Source organism: Candidatus Pelagibacter sp. HIMB1587 (assembly GCF_052047775.1).
In the GTDB taxonomy this organism is placed as follows: Bacteria; Pseudomonadota; Alphaproteobacteria; order Pelagibacterales; family Pelagibacteraceae; genus Pelagibacter.
On sequence record NZ_JBNAJJ010000001.1, the window covers coordinates 493,616 to 513,142 of the forward strand.

Annotated in this window: 18 protein-coding genes; 15 read left to right on the plus strand and 3 right to left on the minus strand. The window is 31.2% G+C overall.

Annotation, left to right across the window (positions count from 1 at the left end; translation table 11 throughout):
- Window positions 1-74: 74 nt before the first annotated feature.
- The 4 genes from ACTTBE_RS02825 to ACTTBE_RS02840 all read left to right on the plus strand — a co-directional run bounded on the left by ACTTBE_RS02825 (window position 75) and on the right by ACTTBE_RS02840 (window position 4,839).
- Complete coding sequence (locus ACTTBE_RS02825; protein ID WP_440614218.1) at window positions 75-1,016, plus strand: ABC transporter substrate-binding protein; 942 nt, start codon at window positions 75-77, stop codon at window positions 1,014-1,016.
- Between the two features lie 86 nt (window positions 1,017-1,102).
- Window positions 1,103-1,900, plus strand: a complete 798-nt coding sequence (locus ACTTBE_RS02830) for an ATP-binding cassette domain-containing protein (RefSeq protein ID WP_440677061.1) — start codon at window positions 1,103-1,105, stop codon at window positions 1,898-1,900.
- On the plus strand, window positions 1,900-3,825 hold the full coding sequence (locus ACTTBE_RS02835) for an ABC transporter permease subunit (RefSeq protein ID WP_440677062.1): 1,926 nt from the start codon (window positions 1,900-1,902) through the stop codon (window positions 3,823-3,825). The genes ACTTBE_RS02830 and ACTTBE_RS02835 overlap by 1 nt, the downstream gene beginning before the upstream one ends.
- A complete protein-coding gene (locus ACTTBE_RS02840) occupies window positions 3,826-4,839 on the plus strand; it encodes an Ldh family oxidoreductase (protein ID WP_440677063.1) in 1,014 nt (337 codons plus the stop codon).
- On the opposite strand, the gene ACTTBE_RS02845 is transcribed toward ACTTBE_RS02840, so the two are convergent.
- Window positions 4,819-5,037 carry a hypothetical protein gene (locus ACTTBE_RS02845; RefSeq protein WP_440677064.1) on the minus strand — a complete coding sequence of 73 codons (219 nt, stop codon included), beginning with the start codon at window positions 5,035-5,037 and terminating at the stop codon, window positions 4,819-4,821. The two genes, ACTTBE_RS02840 and ACTTBE_RS02845, sit on opposite strands and share 21 nt — an antisense overlap.
- 93 nt (window positions 5,038-5,130) lie before the next feature.
- Between ACTTBE_RS02845 and ACTTBE_RS02850 the strand changes: the two genes are divergently transcribed.
- Entirely contained in the window at window positions 5,131-6,087 is a 957-nt protein-coding gene (locus tag ACTTBE_RS02850; protein WP_440677065.1) for a MarR family transcriptional regulator, read from the plus strand.
- On the opposite strand, the gene ACTTBE_RS02855 is transcribed toward ACTTBE_RS02850, so the two are convergent.
- Window positions 6,080-6,928, minus strand: a complete 849-nt coding sequence (locus ACTTBE_RS02855; protein ID WP_440677066.1) for a bile acid:sodium symporter family protein — start codon at window positions 6,926-6,928, stop codon at window positions 6,080-6,082. The two genes, ACTTBE_RS02850 and ACTTBE_RS02855, sit on opposite strands and share 8 nt — an antisense overlap.
- 155 nt (window positions 6,929-7,083) lie before the next feature.
- On the opposite strand from ACTTBE_RS02855, the gene ACTTBE_RS02860 reads away from it, so the two are divergent.
- From ACTTBE_RS02860 to ACTTBE_RS02885, 6 genes are read left to right on the plus strand one after another with little or no spacing between them, the layout of a single operon-like run.
- Window positions 7,084-8,121, plus strand: a complete 1,038-nt coding sequence (locus ACTTBE_RS02860; protein WP_440677067.1) for an ABC transporter substrate-binding protein — start codon at window positions 7,084-7,086, stop codon at window positions 8,119-8,121.
- A gap of 12 nt (window positions 8,122-8,133) precedes the next feature.
- Window positions 8,134-10,326: an ABC transporter permease gene (locus ACTTBE_RS02865; RefSeq protein ID WP_440677068.1), complete on the plus strand. Its 2,193-nt coding sequence runs from the start codon at window positions 8,134-8,136 to the stop codon at window positions 10,324-10,326.
- A 3-nt stretch (window positions 10,327-10,329) separates the two neighbouring features.
- Entirely contained in the window at window positions 10,330-11,385 is a 1,056-nt protein-coding gene (locus ACTTBE_RS02870) for an ABC transporter ATP-binding protein (RefSeq protein WP_440677069.1), read from the plus strand.
- A 4-nt stretch (window positions 11,386-11,389) separates the two neighbouring features.
- A complete protein-coding gene (locus tag ACTTBE_RS02875; protein WP_440677070.1) occupies window positions 11,390-12,301 on the plus strand; it encodes a bifunctional enoyl-CoA hydratase/phosphate acetyltransferase in 912 nt (303 codons plus the stop codon).
- Window positions 12,302-12,361: 60 nt separating this feature from the next.
- Window positions 12,362-13,642 (plus strand): histidinol dehydrogenase, encoded by a 1,281-nt coding sequence (gene hisD / locus ACTTBE_RS02880; protein WP_440677071.1) that lies wholly within the window; start codon window positions 12,362-12,364, stop codon window positions 13,640-13,642.
- Window positions 13,643-13,665: 23 nt separating this feature from the next.
- Entirely contained in the window at window positions 13,666-14,031 is a 366-nt protein-coding gene (locus tag ACTTBE_RS02885) for a rhodanese-like domain-containing protein (protein ID WP_075505893.1), read from the plus strand.
- Here the strand turns inward: ACTTBE_RS02885 and ACTTBE_RS02890 are convergent.
- The gene (locus ACTTBE_RS02890) at window positions 14,028-15,113 is read right to left on the minus strand and encodes an ester cyclase (protein ID WP_440677072.1); all 1,086 of its coding nucleotides are present in this window, start codon (window positions 15,111-15,113) and stop codon (window positions 14,028-14,030) included. The genes ACTTBE_RS02885 and ACTTBE_RS02890 overlap by 4 nt on opposite strands.
- Window positions 15,114-15,162: 49 nt before the next feature.
- Between ACTTBE_RS02890 and ACTTBE_RS02895 the strand changes: the two genes are divergently transcribed.
- The 4 genes from ACTTBE_RS02895 to ACTTBE_RS02910 all read left to right on the plus strand — a co-directional run bounded on the left by ACTTBE_RS02895 (window position 15,163) and on the right by ACTTBE_RS02910 (window position 19,506).
- A complete protein-coding gene (locus ACTTBE_RS02895; RefSeq protein WP_440677073.1) occupies window positions 15,163-16,107 on the plus strand; it encodes a cupin domain-containing protein in 945 nt (314 codons plus the stop codon).
- Entirely contained in the window at window positions 16,077-17,069 is a 993-nt protein-coding gene (locus tag ACTTBE_RS02900) for an ester cyclase (RefSeq protein WP_440677074.1), read from the plus strand. The genes ACTTBE_RS02895 and ACTTBE_RS02900 overlap by 31 nt, the downstream gene beginning before the upstream one ends.
- Before the next feature lie 3 nt (window positions 17,070-17,072).
- Window positions 17,073-18,200 (plus strand): cobalamin-independent methionine synthase II family protein, encoded by a 1,128-nt coding sequence (locus ACTTBE_RS02905; protein ID WP_440677075.1) that lies wholly within the window; start codon window positions 17,073-17,075, stop codon window positions 18,198-18,200.
- A gap of 85 nt (window positions 18,201-18,285) precedes the next feature.
- Window positions 18,286-19,506, plus strand: a complete 1,221-nt coding sequence (locus ACTTBE_RS02910) for an ABC transporter substrate-binding protein (RefSeq protein WP_440677076.1) — start codon at window positions 18,286-18,288, stop codon at window positions 19,504-19,506.
- The last annotated feature ends 21 nt before the right edge of the window (window positions 19,507-19,527 follow it).

Consider the following 19,527-nt stretch of genomic DNA (forward strand, 5'->3'; position numbering starts at 1 on the left):
ATCTTTTTGTTTTACAACCACCCAAAATTGAATTTAAATAACAATAATTTAATTAAATTAACATAGGGGAATAAATGAAAAAAATACTAAGTTTTATTCTAGGATCTATTTTTGCTCTTAACCTTTCAATTTCAGTTGCAAACTCTGCAGCTACTGAAGTTAGAGTTGCATACTTTCTAGAATGGCCAAGTCCAAATCTAGAGGACATGCAGAAGAAAAATTTTGCAAAAGCTCTTGGTGTACCAGTTAAGTGGACAAACTTCACTAACGGTGGAGCTATGACTGATGCAATGTTAGCAGGAGATATTGATATTTCTTACTCACAAGGTTTAGTACCCTTCATCAATGCTGTAAAATCAAATGCACCACTTAAGTTAGTGGATATTGCTATGGAATACGGAATGGGTGGAACTACTTGTGTAACATCAAATGCATCTGGAATTACAAAAGCTAACGCTACTGAATTAGAAGGTAAAAAAGTTGCTGTTCCACTTGGAACAATGGCTGAATACGTTTTTGACGAAAGTATGAAAGTTGTTGGTGCTGACAGAAGTAAAATGGATATTATTCAAATGGACCCTGAAGAAGGTGCTGCTGCATTAGTAAGCGGTGATGTTGTAATGGCATGTTTATTTGGTGGTAACTCTATTAAAGCAGCAACTGCAGTTGGTTCAAGATTATTAACTGTAGATGAAGCAAGAGCAGCTGGTATCTTAGGTATAGATATCACATCTGTTACAGATAAATTCATGAAAGAAAATCCAGGAATGCTAAGAACTTTCATCGAAGTAACTCACGAAGCAAACGACAGATACAGATCAGGTAAATCCGATATGAATGCTATGTCAAAAGCTTCTGAAATGACTGTTGCTGATATGAAAGAAACTTTAAGTGGATTTAAATTCTTAACTCCAGAGGAAACTAAAGCTTCTATGGAGAGCGGAAACCTAGATGGGTTCTTAAAAGGAATGGGAACTCCAGCTGGTAACGTAGACACAAGTTTCTTACCTTTATAATTTTAAAGGTTTAAGACTTTTTAAATAGGCACTGATTTAAAAATTAGTGCCTATTTTTTTTAAAAAATTTCTAATATAAGGGCGCTATGAGTGATCTTGTTTCTCAAAATCTAAATATGATTTTTAAAACTCCAAAAGGAGAAACAGTTCATGCATTAAAAGATGTTAGTTTTACTTTAAAAAAAGGAGAACTACTTACTGTTCTTGGCCCATCTGGTTGTGGAAAAACAACTTTATTAAATATTACTGCAGGATTTTTAAGACCGACTTCAGGAAAAATTACTTTAAACAATAATGAAATAGATGGACCTGGTGTTGAAAGAGGAATGGTATTTCAACAAGGTGCTTTGTTCGAATGGTTAACAGTTGCTGAAAACGTAAACTTTGGTCTTCGTATGAAAAGTGAAGATCCAAAAGTAACAGCAAAAAAAGTTGAAGAATGGTTAGATATAGTTGGACTAAAAGGATTTGGTAATACTCCTACTTATCAATTATCAGGTGGTATGCAGCAAAGAGTTGCTCTTGCAAGATGTTTGATTAATGATCCTGATTTAATTTTAATGGATGAGCCATTGGGTGCCTTGGATGCATTAACAAGAGAAAAGATGCAGTCTTTAGTTTTAAAAATTTGGAAAGAAACTGGAAAAACAATTATTTTAATTACTCACTCTGTTGAGGAAGCTCTTTTACTTGGTGAAAGATTATATGTAATGGCGCCAAGACCTGGAAGAATACACAAAGAGTATAATCTTCCATTTGCTGAAATGGGTCTTACTCAAGATTTAAGAGAAATTAAAAAAAATAAAGAATTTTCATCTACTAGAGAAGAAATTTTATCCATGATCTGGAATATGGAAGAAGAAATAATGGGGAAAGATAATTAATGTTAACCCAATTTGTAACAATATTAATTATCGTTTCTGTTATTGGATGTATTCTTTATGGAAGAAGATTAATCCAAACTGAAAAAGTAGATGCTGTTTTTGGTAATCCAGAAAGAGCTAAAGGTGGAACGCACTGGGTAATTGTTGGAAGTAGTGCAATCTTGATGCTATGGCTTTATTATTCATGGGATATTGCAAAAGGCTTTTATCCAAAATCAGCAAATGAATTATGTCAGGTTGCTAAAATTAATGAGTCGTTATTAGGTTTAAAATATCAATTCCCTATTGAAGAAAGAGAGTTCAAAAGTACATCCATTATTAAAATTGAAAATAAAAATCTTACAAAAATTGCAAATGAAATAAAAGGATCTCCAGATCTAAATGATCAACAAAAAACAATTCTTGTAAGCTACATTGATAGAACTTCTAAATTAATTCCACTGTTAACAAGTGAAGAATTAATGGAAATGGATACCAAAATTAAACTTCAAGAAATAACGGAAGAAATAAAACTTCTAAGTTCAAACTTTCAAAAGAAAAATTACCCTTTTGAGACAGATGCACAAAAAACTGAAAGACAAAAACTTATTGATGAACAAGGTGGCTGGGGAATTACCACAATTGACTCTGGAAGTGGGTCTATTGAAAATACAATTGAAATACCAACTGCACCTCAAACAAATAAAGGTTTAAAATTTCATGCAGCTGCAGCAGAATTAAAAAAAATTGACGATAAATTTTTTAAATTAAAAAATCATAATCCACCTTTCAAAAGCTCAATTAAACAACTTAAAGATGATATAAAAGCTTACAGAAAAGGTTTAGATGATAGTGAAGAACTAGCATCTGACTATGCAAAAAATATAGTTAAAATTGCAAGAAGAATAGAATTTGCAAGTATCTACCCTCCAAATGCATTAAATGAAATGCAAGCAGCAATCATAGAATTTGATGAGTTACAAAATAAAGAACAAGCTGGATTAAGATTAATCGATATACTTTTATTTCCTGCTGGAACAATTGTAGCAAGTGGACCTACTTGTTCAGAGCAAGGTTCTGGTAGATGGCTACCTAAACCATCTGATACATTTAATAAGTTTGTATTGATGTCTAAACCAAGTGTTGGATACAAAAATGTTCCTCTTTTATGGATTGAAATGGTTGATGTTAGTAAAATGATTGGCTTCGTTTTACCAGATTGGATAGCCGATATCTTACCTGGTGAATATCCAGTTCATACAAAAGATGGAATAGTTAAAGAAAACTTTAAAAGCAATGTTTTAAAAGTTGTTACTGGTGACTTTAAATTATTCAAAGTTCCAGTTCCATACGGACATATCTGGGATTCTTTTATGCGGGTATTTTTAGGATTAGTGTTTGGAATTATAATTGGTGTTCCATTAGGATTATTTATGGGTCTAAACAGATTTGCAAAAGGTTTCTTTGATCCATTAATTGAACTCTATAGACCTGTTCCCCCACTTGCTTGGGCTCCATTAATTATTTCTGTACTTGGAATTGATAACTCTGGAAAAATATTTTTATTATTTATGGTCTCTTTATCTATTATGATTATTTCAGCAAGAGCTGGAGCATCAGGAACTCAATTATCAAAAATTCATGCTGCTCACTCATTAGGAGCCACAAAAAAACAAATATTAAGATATGTAATTTTCCCAAATTCTCTTCCAGAAATTTTAACTGGAATAAGGGTTGCGGTTGGTATGTGTTGGGGAACACTAGTTGCAGCAGAATTTTTAGCTGGAACCACTGGTATTGGTTTCGTTGAAAACGTTGCTAAAAAATACTTCCAGTACGAAGTTATTTGGATAACGATATTTATTATGGGTCTTCTTGGTTTATTGTTCGATGTTACTTTAAGAAAAATAATCGATAAAACTATTCCATGGCGTGGAAAAGGATAAATGAAGACTCCTTTATTAAAAAATCAAGTAATTAAAATTTTTCAAAAGTTTGGATTAAGTAAAGAACATGCTTTAATTTCTGCTAATGCTTTAATCAATGCAGAGTTAGTTGGAGCTTACGGTCATGGTTTATCAAGACTTAAAATGTATTGTGATAGAATTTCCAAAAAAGTAATTAATCCAAAACCAAAAATAAAAATTAAAAAAATTTCATCATCTATTTCTCATATTGATGCAAATAACAGTATTGGATTTGTAGCTGCTGATCTTGGAATTAAAACTGCAATTAAGCATGCACAAAAAACAGGAATAGGAATGGTTGCTGTAAAAAATAGTGGTCATTATGGTTTGTCAGGTTATTACGCAGAACAAGCAGTTAAAAAAAATTTAATAGCGATGATCTATACAAACGCTCCTCCAGCAGTTGCTCCTCATGGTGCATTAAAAACTTTATTTGGAACTAATCCAATTTGTTTTGGAACCCCTACTGGTTCTAAAATTCCTTTTATTTTAGATACCTCAATCTCAATGATCAACAGAGGTAAAATTAGAGTTGCTGCAAGAAACAATCAAACTATTCCTGCAGGTGTAGCCTTAGATAAATTTGGAAAACCAACTACTGATGCAAAAAAAGCATTAGCAGGAGTTCAATTACCTATTGCTGGATTTAGAGGTTCGGGACTTGCTTGGATGGTAGATATTTTAAGTGGAGTATTAACGGGAGGAAATCATGCAGGTCGAGTTAAAGATCCTTTTGATGATTTTTCAGGACCACAAAATATTGGACATTTATTTATAACATTTAAAGCAAACTTATTTCAAAAAAATTATAATGAAAGAATTAAAGACAATATTAAAACAATAAAAAAACTTCCTAAGATTAAAGGTGTTAAAGAAATAATGTATCCAGGACAAAACAAATTTAATCGTTTCAAACAAAATCTTAAAAAAGAAATTAATATTCCTGATATTATTAAAAAAGATTTAGAAACTTTAATAAGTAAAAAAAGTTAAAACTCCTAAACAAGCAACAACAGAAGAAACAATGATTGTTCTTTTAACTTTTTCTTTTTTTTTCTCTTCAAGAAGTCTTTGCTTTAGAACATCCACATTCACTCTTTGTGGAGCTTCAATATTTTGAGGGGGGTTCTCAATTTCAACGGATGTTCTATTTAAGCTTTCTGTACTCATAATTTTTAAATACAAAATCATTTAATCATTAATAGTTACATTATTACATATTAGGAATGTCCAAAATGGGTTGACTCTTATTTATGTATTGTCCATATTGGGTTTTTTTAAATCATGAGCACACTACCAAGCATATCTGATGCACTGGATGAAAAAAAGGTTACATCAGTAATCAATAAAAAATTTAATAATTTCGTTCCAGCTTTTTATAAATTTGTATCTGAATGGGTAATTAGTGCTTATTCAAATTTCAAAGACATAGAAATGTATATGATCTTGATCTATTTGGTTAATAATAATTTTAAATTTTTTAAAAAAAATGGAATTCAGGTCGATTACAACACCTTTTATAAAGACAAAACTTTAGAAATCGAAGCAATTAAAATAATTGAAATTTCTAGAGATCTTCAAATGCCTAAAGAAAGTGTAAGAAGAAAGATTATTTATCTAGAAAAAATAGGCGTAATTAGACGAATAAGAAAAAAAATTTTTATTGATAGATCTGCTTATGAAACAGTACAGCCAATAAGTGCATTAAAAAATATATCGTATTTGGTATCAATTTCTTCAAAAATTTTAAAACAAGAAAATAAAATTCCAAACTCTTTTTCTTCCAATGAAATAACAGATACTATTAAGAATAATTTCTCATATTGTTGGTACGAATTTTATAAATTTATTTTTTCTTACTTTTTCAGATGGAGAAAAGAAACAAAAGATTTAGAAACATTATGCGTAGCTTTGCTTTTAATATCAAATGCATCATCAAGTAAAAATTTTATTATCCAGGATATAGATATTGAAAAGTGGAGAAAAAGAATATCTTTTGCAGACAAAATTGGTTTAAATTCTATGTCTATATCAGACATTACAGGTATTCCAAGACCGACTGTTGTTCGAAAAGTTAATTTTTTAATTAAAAGAGGTTTTGCAAAAATGGATCAAAAAAAATTAATTTCACTTAATATTGATGAAAAAATTTTTTCAAAAACCCAAAAAATACAAGAACAAACAATAAAAGAAATTTCAGAACTAATTTATAAAATTTTAAATAAAGCTACAATTAACTAGATCTTCTTAAAATATATATAAAAATAAATCCCGTAATATACATGACTAAAGCATAAGCAGCTGTTGGTATCATGTAAGCAACATCATTAAAAATTTGAGTTGCAACGAATACTGCTAAAGTTCCATTTTGAAGACCACACTCTAAAGAAATACATTTTCTCTGAGCAACTCCAGTTGCAAAAGCTTTAGCTATATAAAATGCTAAAATCATCATCACTATATTTAAAATTAAAACCGCTATTCCAGCTTGAGCTAAATAATTAAAAATATTTTCTCTTTCCTCAATCCATATTGCTGCAAATACAATAACAAATAATAAACTAGTAGTTCTATTGACAATGTTAATATTTGAAGAGATAAAATTTTCTGCAAAACCTCTTATAACCATTCCTATAATAACTGGAACAGTTACAACCAGAGCCATTTTAAGTGCAATCCCAGTCATGGTAATCTCTGTCGACATTTCAGTAACCCCTAGCATTCCAGCAGAAGTAAAAACTATAAATGGAACTGAAATTATACTAATTAAACTTCCAACAGCTGTTAAAGAAATTGATAAAGCTACATCTCCATCTGCAAACTTAGTAAGAACATTTGATGTAACACCTCCTGGTGCTGCAGCTATAATCATTAAACCTAGAGCTATTTCGATCGGTAATCTTAAAATTAAAACCAATATGTATGCAACAATTGGTAAAAGAATTAATTGGCAAGTTATTCCAATTAAAAAATCTTTTGGATTTGTAATTACTCTTGTAAAATCTTTAACAGATAAACCAAGTCCTAGGCCGAGCATTATCAATGCTAAAGCTAACGGTGCTATTTTAGTTACAATTTCCAAATATCTACTCTCTCAATGAAATTTTTATATCATACATCTGATATGGATAACTAAAAAAAAAAATTAAACCTGAAGGTGTATTTTGTAATAAAACGGTAACAATTAAATTAAAATCATAATAACTTTCTCGTTAATATAACTTTAGAGAGGATATTATGAATAAACTATTAAAAATAGCATCTATTGTCCTTCTTTTTTCATTAACAATGTTTGGCTTAACAAACAAAGCTTCTGCTGCAAAGTTAACTTTATATTGCAGTGTTGAAATTGATGTTTGTGAAATGCTTGAACAAGCTTATGAAAAAGAAACAGGCACAAAAGTTGCAATGACAAGAGCAAGTAGTGGAGAAACTTTTGCAAAAATTAAAGCAGAAGCTTCTAATCCAAAAGGTGATGTTTGGTTTGGTGGAACAGGTGATCCACACTTAACAGCTGCTCAGGAAAATTTAACTGAAAAATATAAATCAAAACACTTTGATGATTTATTGCCAGCAGCACAAAACCAAGCAAAAAATGCTGACTATAAATCTGTAGGGATTTATGTTGGTGCATTAGGTTTTGGATACAACAAAGATCTTTTAGCAAAAAAAGGTCTTCCAGCTCCTAAATCATGGATGGACTTAACAAAACCTATTTATAAAGGTGAAATCCAAGTAGCAAATCCAAATTCATCTGGAACTGCTTACACAACTTTAGCTACAATTCTTCAAATTTTTGGAGAAGATAAAGGTTGGGATTACATGAAGAAACTTCATGCAAATATAAACACTTATACTAAATCTGGTTCTGCTCCAATTAAAGCTACTGGAAGAGGTGAAAACTTAATTGGTATTTGTTTCCAACACGATGGTGTGAAACAAACTAAGAAAGGTTTACCTGTTGTAACTGTTTCTCCTGAAGAAGGAACTGGTTATGAGGTTGGATCAATGAGTATTATTGCTGGTGCAAGAAATATGAAGGAAGCTAAGAAGTTTTATGACTGGGCATTAAGTCCTGCAATACAAACTATGGTGTTCACTTCAGGAAAATCTTTGCAGGTACCATCTAATACTAAAGCAAAAGCTGATCCTGATGCTCCAGATTTATCAACTATAAACTTGATTGATTACAATTTTAAAGTTTATGGAGACAAATCAACAAGAGCGAGTCTATTATCTAAGTGGGATAAAGACGTATCTGTAATTCCTAGATAATTTTAGGAATTAATGAGAGGGCTCGTCATTTGTTGGATACTGATAGGTGGAGTAGGTTTCTTTATCTTCCCATGGTATGTAACAGGTGACGGGTTTTTCTCAATCAATTGGATTTTAGAGTATTCTTTAGAAGATTACGGCTCTGCCCTACCTCAAGTTTTTATAAATAAAAAATATTGGTTATTCCCATTAATCTTTCCATTATTTTTACCTTTAACCACAATTAAATTAAATCAAACCAATCCCCTTTACTCAAAAATATTTTTGTACTCAGGTTTATTTGGTTTCTTTTATTTTTTCTTACAAGGGTTCTCGGTTGGGATCAGAGGATGGAATTATGAAATATTCCAATCAATTTTTGGAGATGTAGAAAATCAATATGGAATGGGTTCGGGTGCAGTATTAACATGTTGTGCTTTTATATTTTATATTACTCATGGTCTTGCATCTCGTGGCTGGTTAAATGGGGATAATTTTATTGTTGGAAGTATTGGAAGTATAATTATTTTAGTATCTACTTTTGTATTTTTTCCAATATTTAGAATGTTTGGAGTGGCCTTTAAAGGAACTGAAGGTGGTTACGAAATAAGTAATTTTTCAGAAAAGATTTTTAACAAAGGGATATGGGGATTAGATTGTTTATATAGTGATTATGCTTGTGGTGTTTTTTGGAACACTATTACCATGGGTACACTTACAGCTTTTTCATCAACAATTTTAGGTTTAGGTTTTGCTCTTTTAATTGCAAGAACCAGTTTTAAATTTAAAAAAACAGTTAGAATATTATCTGTTTTACCAATTATTACTCCTCCATTTGTAATTGGTTTAGCTATCATAATTTTATTTGGAAGAACTGGTGTTGTAAGTTCGTTTCTTGAATGGGGATTTGATATCGAACCTTCAAGATGGATTTATGGCTTACCAGGGATTTGGTTTGCACAAACTCTTGCCTTCACACCTATTGCATTTTTAGTTTTAATTGGGGTTGTTGAAAGTGTCAGTCCATCAATGGAAGAGGCATCACAAACATTAAGGGCTTCTAAATGGCAAGTCTTTAAAACTGTTACATTACCTTTAATGAGACCAGGAATAGCAAATGCATTTTTACTAGGATTTATTGAAAGTTTAGCAGACTTTGGAAACCCATTAGTGCTTGGAGCTGAGTACGATGTTTTATCTACCGAAATATTTTTTGCAATTGTTGGTGCACAATATGATGAAACTAAAGCAGCAATACTTGCAATGATTTTATTGTCTGTTGTCTTAGTTGTTTTTTATCTTCAAAATCAATGGTTAGGAAAAAAATCTTACATTTCAATTTCAGGTAAAGGAGATAGTGGTGTTCACCCTGAACTACCAAATAAAACAAAATGGGTTATTTATTCAACAGTGCTTCCATGGGCCTTACTAACTTTTATTATCTACGTCATGATTATGTTTGGTGGATTTGTGGAGATGTGGGGCATTGATCATAGCTTTACTTTAAAACATTACATTGAAGCCTTCAGTGTTGAATGGGTAAAAGATAGAGGCTTCTTGTGGACTGGAACTGCATGGAACTCATTTAATACAACATTTACAATTGCTTTAATTTCATCTTTACCAACTGCTGCAATAGGAATTTTAACCGCCTATCTTTTAACAAGACATAGATTTAAAGGTAAAAATGCTTTCGAATTTGGTACCATGTTAAGTTTTGCAATACCTGGTAGTGTAATTGGTGTTAGTTATGTTTTTGCTTTTAACGTTCCACCTTTAGAACTAACAGGAACAGGAATTATTTTAGTAATTGCATTTGTATTTAGAAATATGCCAGTTGGTGTAAGAGCTGGAATAGCCGCCATGAACCAACTTGATCCTCATTTAGATGAAGCTTCTTCAACTTTAAATGCATCAAGTGCTCAAACTTTTAGAAATATAATTCTTCCATTGCTTAAACCAGCAATTACTGCTTCATTAGTATTTAGTTTTGTAAGAGCAATGACAGCAATTAGTGCTGTTATATTCTTGGTCAGTGCAAATTACGATCTAGCAGTATCTTATATTTTAGGAAGATTAGAAAATAATGACTATGGTCTAGCGATAGTGTATTCATCTGCTTTGATTGTAGTAATGTTGTTTACAATTATGTTGATGCAATTAATAATAGGGAAACGTAAATTAGGAAGAAGAGATCAAAACTCATCAATTTTACAAGGAATTTAAATAATGAAAAAAGCTGAAGTAAAGTTTGAAAATATAACAAAGAAATTTAATGAAACTACAGCTGTTGATAATGTTAGTTGTAAATTTGAGGCTGGAACGTTGACAACATTACTCGGTCCATCTGGATGTGGAAAAACAACTTCACTAAGAATTATTGCGGGTCTTGAAAGAGCTACAAGTGGAAAAATTTTAGTTGATGATGAAGACGTAACGTTACTACCTGCAACAGATAGAGATGTGTCTATGGTATTTCAATCTTATGCTTTATTTCCACACATGAGTGTGTTGGAAAATGTTTCTTATGGCTTAAAAATGATAAATGTAAATAAAGATGAGTACGTTCAAAAATCATTAGAAACATTAAAACTAGTAAACCTTGAAGGATATGAAAATAGAATGCCTTCAGAATTATCTGGAGGACAACAACAAAGAGTTGCTGTTGCAAGAGCAATTGTATTGGAGCCAAAAGTGCTTTTGTTTGATGAGCCTCTTTCAAACTTGGATGCAAAATTAAGAAGACAAGTGAGAGAAGACATTAGAGAAATCCAACAAAAATTAGGAGTTACAACTATTTACGTAACGCATGATCAAGAGGAAGCTTTAGCTATCTCAGATAAAGTAATTGTAATGAACAATGCCGTGATTGCTCAAGAAGGTAGTCCAAAAGATCTATATAATTTCCCTAGAAACAAATTTGTTGCAAACTTTATTGGTGATGCAAATGTTGTGAAAGCTGAGGTCATAAATAAAAATTCAAATTCATATAATATCAAAATAGCTGAAATGAATATCAAAATTCAAAGTGAAAATGAGTTAAATGGAGATATTTCTGTTGCCTTAAGACCAGAAAAAATATCAATTGATAGAAATAAAGGTGATAATTGTATTCATGCTACTGTAAATAATGCATCTTTTGTAGGCAGTAGTTATCAATACATTTTAAATTCTAAAGTTGGGAAATTATATGTTGTATCAGGTGATACAAATGACATTTTTAAAGTTGGAGAAGAAGTTTTCTTGAGTATAAATGAGCAAGAAGTAAAAATTCTTAACGACTAAAATTATGCTTTCAAACAAAGAAATTGTCTGTCCAAATAAACTATTAGACATAGCTCATAGTAAAAAAGGAGTTAAGGTTGCAGTTGTAAATGCTGGTAAGCCCCTCCCTATGTTATCTGTTCAAGACGCTGTAAATGAAAATCTAATTGAACCAGTTTTTATCGGTCATGAAGTTGAAATTCAAAAATGTGCTGAGGATCTTGGTTGGGATATTTCAAAATATGAACTTATTCATGAGCCAGTTGAAAACAATACTGCAAAAATTGCAGCTAAACTTGCAAGTGAAGATAAAGTTAAAATAATTGTTAAAGGACATATTCATACCGATGTACTTATGAAAGAAGTTTTAAAGCGAGAGTACAACTTATTAGGCAAAACTAGATTAAGTCATATCTGGCATATGACAGTCAATAAAGAGGATAAGCCATTAATAATAACTGATGGCGCTTTAAATGTATTGCCAAATGTTAAAACAAAAATGCATATTCTAAAAAATGTAATAAATTTTTCAAATCGTATTGGAATTGAAAGACCAAAAGTTTCTGTATTATCTGCAACTGAAGAAGTTTTAGAAAGTGTGCCAAGTTCAATTGAAGCAGCTGAAATAACAAAGCTTGCTAAAGAAGAAAATTTGAATGCAGATGTTTTTGGACCTTTAGCTTTTGATAATAGTATTTCAAAAAAATCTGCTGGTATTAAAGGTATTAAAAATTTAGTTGCAGGAGAAGCTGATGTACTTTTAGTTCCAAGTGTTGAAACTGGAAATGCCCTAGTTAAAATGATGATTTATTTTATGGGCGCATGTGCTGCAGGAGTTGTGGTGGGAGGAAAAGTCCCAGTTGTGATAACTAGTAGATCAGATGAAGCGCAAGCAAGATTAGCATCAATAGCTGCGGCAGTAGTAGCTTTAGACTAAATGATTAATTGAATTTTATAAAAAATTAACCTAAAAACTTTAAATTTTAAAAGGAGAGAAATGGCAATTACATACTTAAAAAAATCACCAAAAACATCATCAACTGACGATACAAAAACTAGAGAAATAGTTGAAAATATTCTTAAAGATATTGAGACAAGTAAAGAAGAAGGTTGCAAAGAACTTTCTAAAAAATTTGATAAGTATGAAGGTGAAGTAGTTATCTCTAAAGAAAAAATTGAAGATATTAAAAAAAATTTAGATCAAAAAACTAAAGATGATGTCCAGTTTGCTCATGAAAGAGTGAGAAAATTTGCGGAAGCTCAATTAAAAAATTATGGTCAAGATTTTGAAGTTGAATTGTCTGAAGGTTTATATGCAGGTCAAAGATTAATTCCTGTAAATACAGCTGGATGTTATGTGCCCGCTGGAAGATATGCTCACATCGCATCTGCAGTAATGAGTGTAACAACTGCAAAAGTAGCTGGAGTTAATAATATTTTAGTATGTAGTTCTCCAAAACCTGGAGTTGGGGTTCATCCAACTATTGTTTACACGGCTGATCTTTGTGGTGCAGATGTAATTATGAATTTAGGTGGAGTTCAAGCAATTGCTGCAATGACAAATGGTTTATTTGGAAATGCTCCAGCTGATATATTGGTAGGTCCTGGAAACCAATTTGTTGCTGAAGCTAAAAGAATTTTATTTGGCAAAGTAGGTATCGATTTATTTGCAGGTCCAACAGAAATTGGAATTATTGCTGATGAAAACGCAGATCCAGAAATCGTTGCAGTAGATTTAGTGGGTCAAGCAGAGCACGGATATAATTCACCTGCTTGGCTTTGGACAACAAGTAAAGAATTAGCAGAAAAAGTAATTAAAAGAGTACCTGAACTTATTGCTGATCTTCCAGAGTTACCAAGAACTAATGCTGAAGCTGCTTGGAGAGATTACGGAGAAGTTGTTCTTTGTGATACAGACGAGGAAATGGCTACTATCAGTGATGAGTACGCACCAGAACACTTAGAAGTTCAAACTAAAAACTTAGAGTGGTTCCACAAAAGATTAAAAAACTACGGTTCTTTATTTATTGGTGAAGAAACAACTGTTGCTTATGGTGATAAATGCTCCGGAACAAATCATATTCTTCCAACTAAAGGTGCTGGAAGATATACGGGTGGTTTGTTTGTTGGTAAATTTATTAAAACTTTAAGTTTCCAAAGAATGACCAAAGAATCTACTGAACTTGTTGGAGCAGCTGCTGCTAGACTTTCAAGATATGAAGGGATGGAAGCTCATGCAAGAACTGGTGATGTTAGATTGAAAAAATACGGTTACTAAAAAATTTATAAATAGGATTTAAAATGAAAAAATTTGAAGAAGTAATGAGTGTCAGCAATGAAATTGAAAATATCACTGCTGAAGAAGCTAAAAAGAAATTAAATGATCCTAATGTTCAATTTATTGATGTTAGAGATAAAGAAAGTTTTTCTAAAGGGACTATTGGAAATGCGATGCATTTAGATAGAGGTTTGCTAGAATTTTATTTAGCTGAAGGAAGTCCTATTGAAAATGATACTTTTAAAAATAATCCTGACAAAGAATATGTTGTATTTTGTGGTTTAGGTGGTCAAGGAACTCTTGCTACAAAAACAATGAAAGAAATGGGAATTAAAAACGTTAAAAATATTACAGGCGGTATGTCTGAGTGGGATAAGTTAAAAGATTAGTCCTTAATTAACTCTAAAACATCAATACCTATTTGCTTAAGTATATGTATTAAGTCTATAGGTACCCAGTTTTCTCTAATTTTACCTTCGTGGTGATGGTAAAAATCCATCACTCTCATAGTAACGTTTTGATTATTAGATTTGTATCCTAACCAATCATCTGACCCATAAATTGCTTGTATGCTATGCCAGCCAGCAGTCATTGAAAAGTTTCCATCACCAAGTTCACAGTAATGTCCTAGTTTCCAATAATTTCTTTCTTTAAAAGTTTTTCTAAATGGTAACTGATGATTATCAACAAATCCCTCCAGATTTCTTCCGGTACCTATTCCACTTGGTCCATACCATATCATTTTATCATGCCAAAATTCACTTTGTGGATGATTGATTAATTTTTCTTTTAATTCTTTATCTGAATTAGTTTCCAACTCTGGCTTTATGTTCAAGCTTCTTTGCATCGTTAAAGATTGGTCTAAACTTGCTTCAGAAACTTTCATATCTTTTTCAAAATAATTTACACCATCGGTATTAATTGGATTTAGCCAATTTCCTTCTGAACCTCTTGAAGGATTTATTGGATTTTTTCCTGTTTGAAATATTAAATCTAATAAATCAATTAAGATATAACTCTCTACAATTTTATCATTTTTCAATTCATGGACTTCGCAGCATTTAAGATTTGCCATTTTATTAATTGGTTTTATTCCAAAAATAGGTTTTTTGAATGTGCCTGAAAGCATAGATACTGATCCAACTTGAACTTTATCTCTAAATGTACCTCCAATGACTATCTGTTCTCTTCTCTCAATGTCTGGAAAAGCTTCAAATAGAGGTAGCCAAAATTTTTCTTTAAATGTATTTGCACCCTCAAATTCATTAACAGGGTGAAAACAATTAACTTTTACATCTTTATCAAAATAATTTTCTATATTTTGATCTAATTTAGATATTCCACCTTCTATAATTGTTTTTAAATAGCCTCTTACTTTTGTTTTATTATTGAAATTTTCTTCAGGTGTAATTTCTAATTTTTTTACACCCTGCTGTTCTTTTAAACCTGTATCAAATTGTTGTATTGGCATTTATAATAATTTAAGTAGGGTTAATATCATAATTCAATTAGAAAAACATATGGAAAATAGGTTAGCAAAATTTAATGAGCTGGTTCCAAGCACCCTACCCTTTGTGGAAGGAAAACTTGAAGGGCATAAAGAAAGAAAAAATTATTCTATAGTTGGACCTGGTGTAGCTGAAGATAGCAAACAATTTATAAAAATTGCTATGCCTCATAGTTTTAACTTAGGTGCTGTGTCAGCACTTCCCCAAAATGGTTCAGGCCTACATAGTCATACAACTGCAGAAGTATTTGTTATTTATTCTGGTAGATGGAAATTTTATTGGGGGGCAGAAGGGAAAGATGAAACAATTTTGAATGCTGGTGACATAATTTCAATGCCAACTAACATGTTTAGAGCATTTGAAAACGCTGGTGATGAAGAAGGATTAATTTTTGTTGTTTTAGGTGGAGATGATCCTGGAATAATAACTTGGGTTCCGAGTGTTTTAGAAAAAGCAAAAAAAACTGGTATGGCACTTTTAAATGATAATTCGTTAATTGATTTATCTATTAATCAAATTCCAGAGGGAAAAACAATTCTTGAGCCTATTTCTCAAGAGGAAATAAAAAAATTTGATAACTATAAATTGGATCAACTAGAAAAGTTTATATGTAAAAGTAATGAAAATTCAAAACATGAAAACAAACTAAATGAGAACATTAATTTAATTCAAATTCTTGGAAATAAATTTGAAAAGAAGGAATTCTCTCCAGTTATAAATCAAGATACAGGATTTAATCTTTCAATTTTAAAATCCATTAAGGGTCATATTACAAATTTAAAATTTGAAAAACCTACAATAATGTTCTCAAGAACTGGAAAATGGGAAATAATGATTGATGATTTTCAGTGTGTTTTAAATGCTAAAGATACAATTTCTATTCCAATTAATTCTAACGTTAATATTAAAATAGATGAAAATGAGGAATGTTACTTAAATTGTGTAACACAAATCTAATGAAAGGTTTTGATCCAAAATATAAAAACTTTCCTGATTACATACTTAAAATAACTAAACAAATTTGGGAAAATAAAGATGTTGAGTCTATTGGTCAATTTTATAGCGACAATATTCAAGTTAGATCACCTTTTGGTGTCACGTATGGAAATAAACCTGTAATTGATGCAACTTATGCGACCTTAAAAGAATTTCCTAACAGACAATTGCTTGGAGAAGATGTGATTTGGAATGGAAATGATGATATTGGTTATCATTCATCTCATAGAATTTTAAGTAAAGGAACACATCTTGGTGATGGTTCATACGGCAAACCAACTGGTAAAGATATTTATTATAGAGTAATTGCTGATTGTGCATGCAAAAATAATCAAGTCTATGATGAATGGATTGTTCGTGATCAAGGAGCGATGGTAAGACAAATAGGATTTACACCAAAAGATTTCGCTCAAATGCTTATAGATAAAGAAGGCGGCGTTGAAAAAGCAAAACAATTATTTAATTCAAATTCTGAGATGAATTCAGATTACAAACAAGGCGTTGTACCTGATGATTCTGCTGGAAGTAAATACTCCAAAATATTAAAAAATATCTTTAAAGATGATTATGATTTTTCTGACTATGCAAGAGCTGCAAACATTTATTGGCCTGGAAACAAAATCGGACATGGGAGAGAAGATGTAATCAAATTTTGGAATGCTTTAAAAAATACTTTGAGTGATATGAAGTTTTCTGTTGAGCATATTGGTTATTTAGAAGAAGCAGATAAAAATCCTAAAGCATCAATACGATGGTTTCTGCAAGGTAATCATTCAAAAGATACTGAAGAATTTGGAGAAAAATCAAATAAAAATATTTTTATAATGGGTATAAACCATGCAGAAATAATTGATGGAAATGTTATAAGAGAATGGGTCTTGTTTGATGAGGTTGCAATTTGGAAACAAATTTTAATGAAATAAATTATGAGTAAAATTAAAACAACACATGTGGGAAGTTTACCAAGATCAAATGAATTATCTGATCTTTTATTTAAAAAAGATCAAAAAGAAAAAATAGATTTAAATCAATTTGATGAAATTGTTCAAAGAGATGTAGATAATATTGTTAAAAAACAAAAAGAAGTTGGAATTGACTTTATTAGTGACGGTGAAATGTCTAAGATTAGCTATGCAACTTATGTTAAAGATAGAATTGATGGCTTTTCAGGTGAGAGTGAAAGAAAAGCACCAAAAGATTTAGATGACTTTCCATCTTTTAAAGAAAGAATTGCAAGAACAGGTGGCACTCCTACTTACACAAGACCTTGTTGTACAAGTGAGTTAAAAATTAAAGACAAAACTTCTCTAACAAAAGATATAAATAATTTTAAACAAGCTTTAGAAAAAAATAATCATAAAGATGCGTTTATGAATGCTGCTTCGCCAGGAGTTATTTCAGCTTTCTTACCCAATAAATTTTATAAAAATGATGATGAATATTTAGAAAATTTATCTAACCTGATGAAAGATGAATATGAAGAAATTACATCAAATGGATTAAAACTTCAGTTAGATTGTCCAGATTTAGCTCTTGCAAGACACATGACTTTTAAAGATTTATCAGAAGAAGAATTTTTAATAAGAGCAGAAAAACAAATAGAATGTTTAAATAACGCTATTAGTAATATAGATAGCTCCAAAATAAGAATGCACATTTGCTGGGGTAATTATGAAGGACCTCATTTACATGACATTGCGCTAGAAAAAATTATGCCTATAGCTTTAAAGGCTAATATACAAACATACTTAATTGAGTCGTCAAATCCAAGACATTCTCATGAGTGGCAAATTTTTGAAAATTTAAAAATCCCAAATGACAAAATAATTGCTCCTGGGGTAATCGACTCAACAACAAACTTTGTTGAACATCCCGAGGTTGTAAAAAATAGAATTGTAACCTATTCAAAAGTTGTTGAGAAAGATCAACTGGTTGCTGGATCAGATTGTGGTTTTAGTACCTTTGCGGGCTTTGGAAATGTTGATGAAAATATTGTTTATAAGAAGCTAGAGTCTTTGGTACTTGGCGCAGAACTTGCGTCAAAAGTGATTTAATTTCCTCTTTAATTTAAACTTCCTAATAGATATAGTTTTTGAACTTAAATTATAATTTAACAATAAATATAAAGAGAGAAAACATATGAGAAAAATACTAGTTACTTTATTGTTTTTACTTTTTGGAACTTCTGCTTATGCAGATTGTAACATTAAAAGTGGTTCAATAAATATTTTGGCTAATGATTTTCCTGCATTAAGAACTTTCGTTGAAACTTCTAAACAATGTAAAGGAAGTGCAGATTTTAAAGTGACTCATTCATCTGAGCACAATAAAATCGCAGTGCCAGCTCTTACTGCAAATCCATCTGAATTTTCAGCTAGAATTGCAGCAAACAGTTCAATCGTTCCTTTAATGAACCAAGACTTAATAAGACCTTTAGATGATCTTGTTAAAAAATATGGAAAAGGAATTCAAGACTCTCAATTGATCACAATTGATGGAAAAGTAATGGCTGTAGCATTTATGGCTAACACTCAACACTTATACTATAGAGAAGACGTTTTAAAAGATCTTGGTATAGCTATTCCAAAAACATATGAAGAGGTAGTTGCTGCTTCTGAAAAAATTAGAGCTTCAGGAAAAATGCAATATCCATATGCTGCTGCTTACAAAGCAGGTTGGAACTTAGCAGAAGAGTTTGTGAACATGTACATTGGTCATGGTGGTGAATTCTTTAAGTCTGGAAGTGCAGAACCAAATGTAAATAATGCAAAAGGTGTTGCTACTTTAAACATGCTAAAAAAATTATCTGAATTAAGTAACCCAGATTATTTAACACATGATAGTGAAGCTATTAAAGTTGAATGGGAAGCTGGAAATGTTGCTTTAATGACATTATGGGCTTCTAGATCAGGTACACTTTTAGATGATGAAGGTGATGCTAATATTACTAAAGCTACAAAACTAACAGGTCCAGCTACTGTTGCTGGTGGAGATATTCCAGCTGCAACTTTATGGTGGGATGGTTTCACACTTGCAAAAAATAGACCTGATGCTGATGCTGAAGCAACATTTAGAGCTTTAGCGCACGCTGCATCAAACAAGAAAATGGTTGCTGATGCTGCTGACCAAGCTGTTTGGTTAGTAGAAGGATTTGTTCCAGGACCAAAATCTATTGGTGTAATTGAAGCTGTAAAAATGGGTGCAAAACCATATCCAATGTTACCACAAATGGGTTTAATGCATGGTGCATTAGGAAGTGAAATTGTTGAGTTTTTACAAGGTAAAGAGTCAGCTGAACAAGCATTGAAAGATGTTGAAGCTGCTTACACTAGTAAAGCTAAAGAACAAGGCTTTCTATAAAATCTAATATTTAAGTGGGGA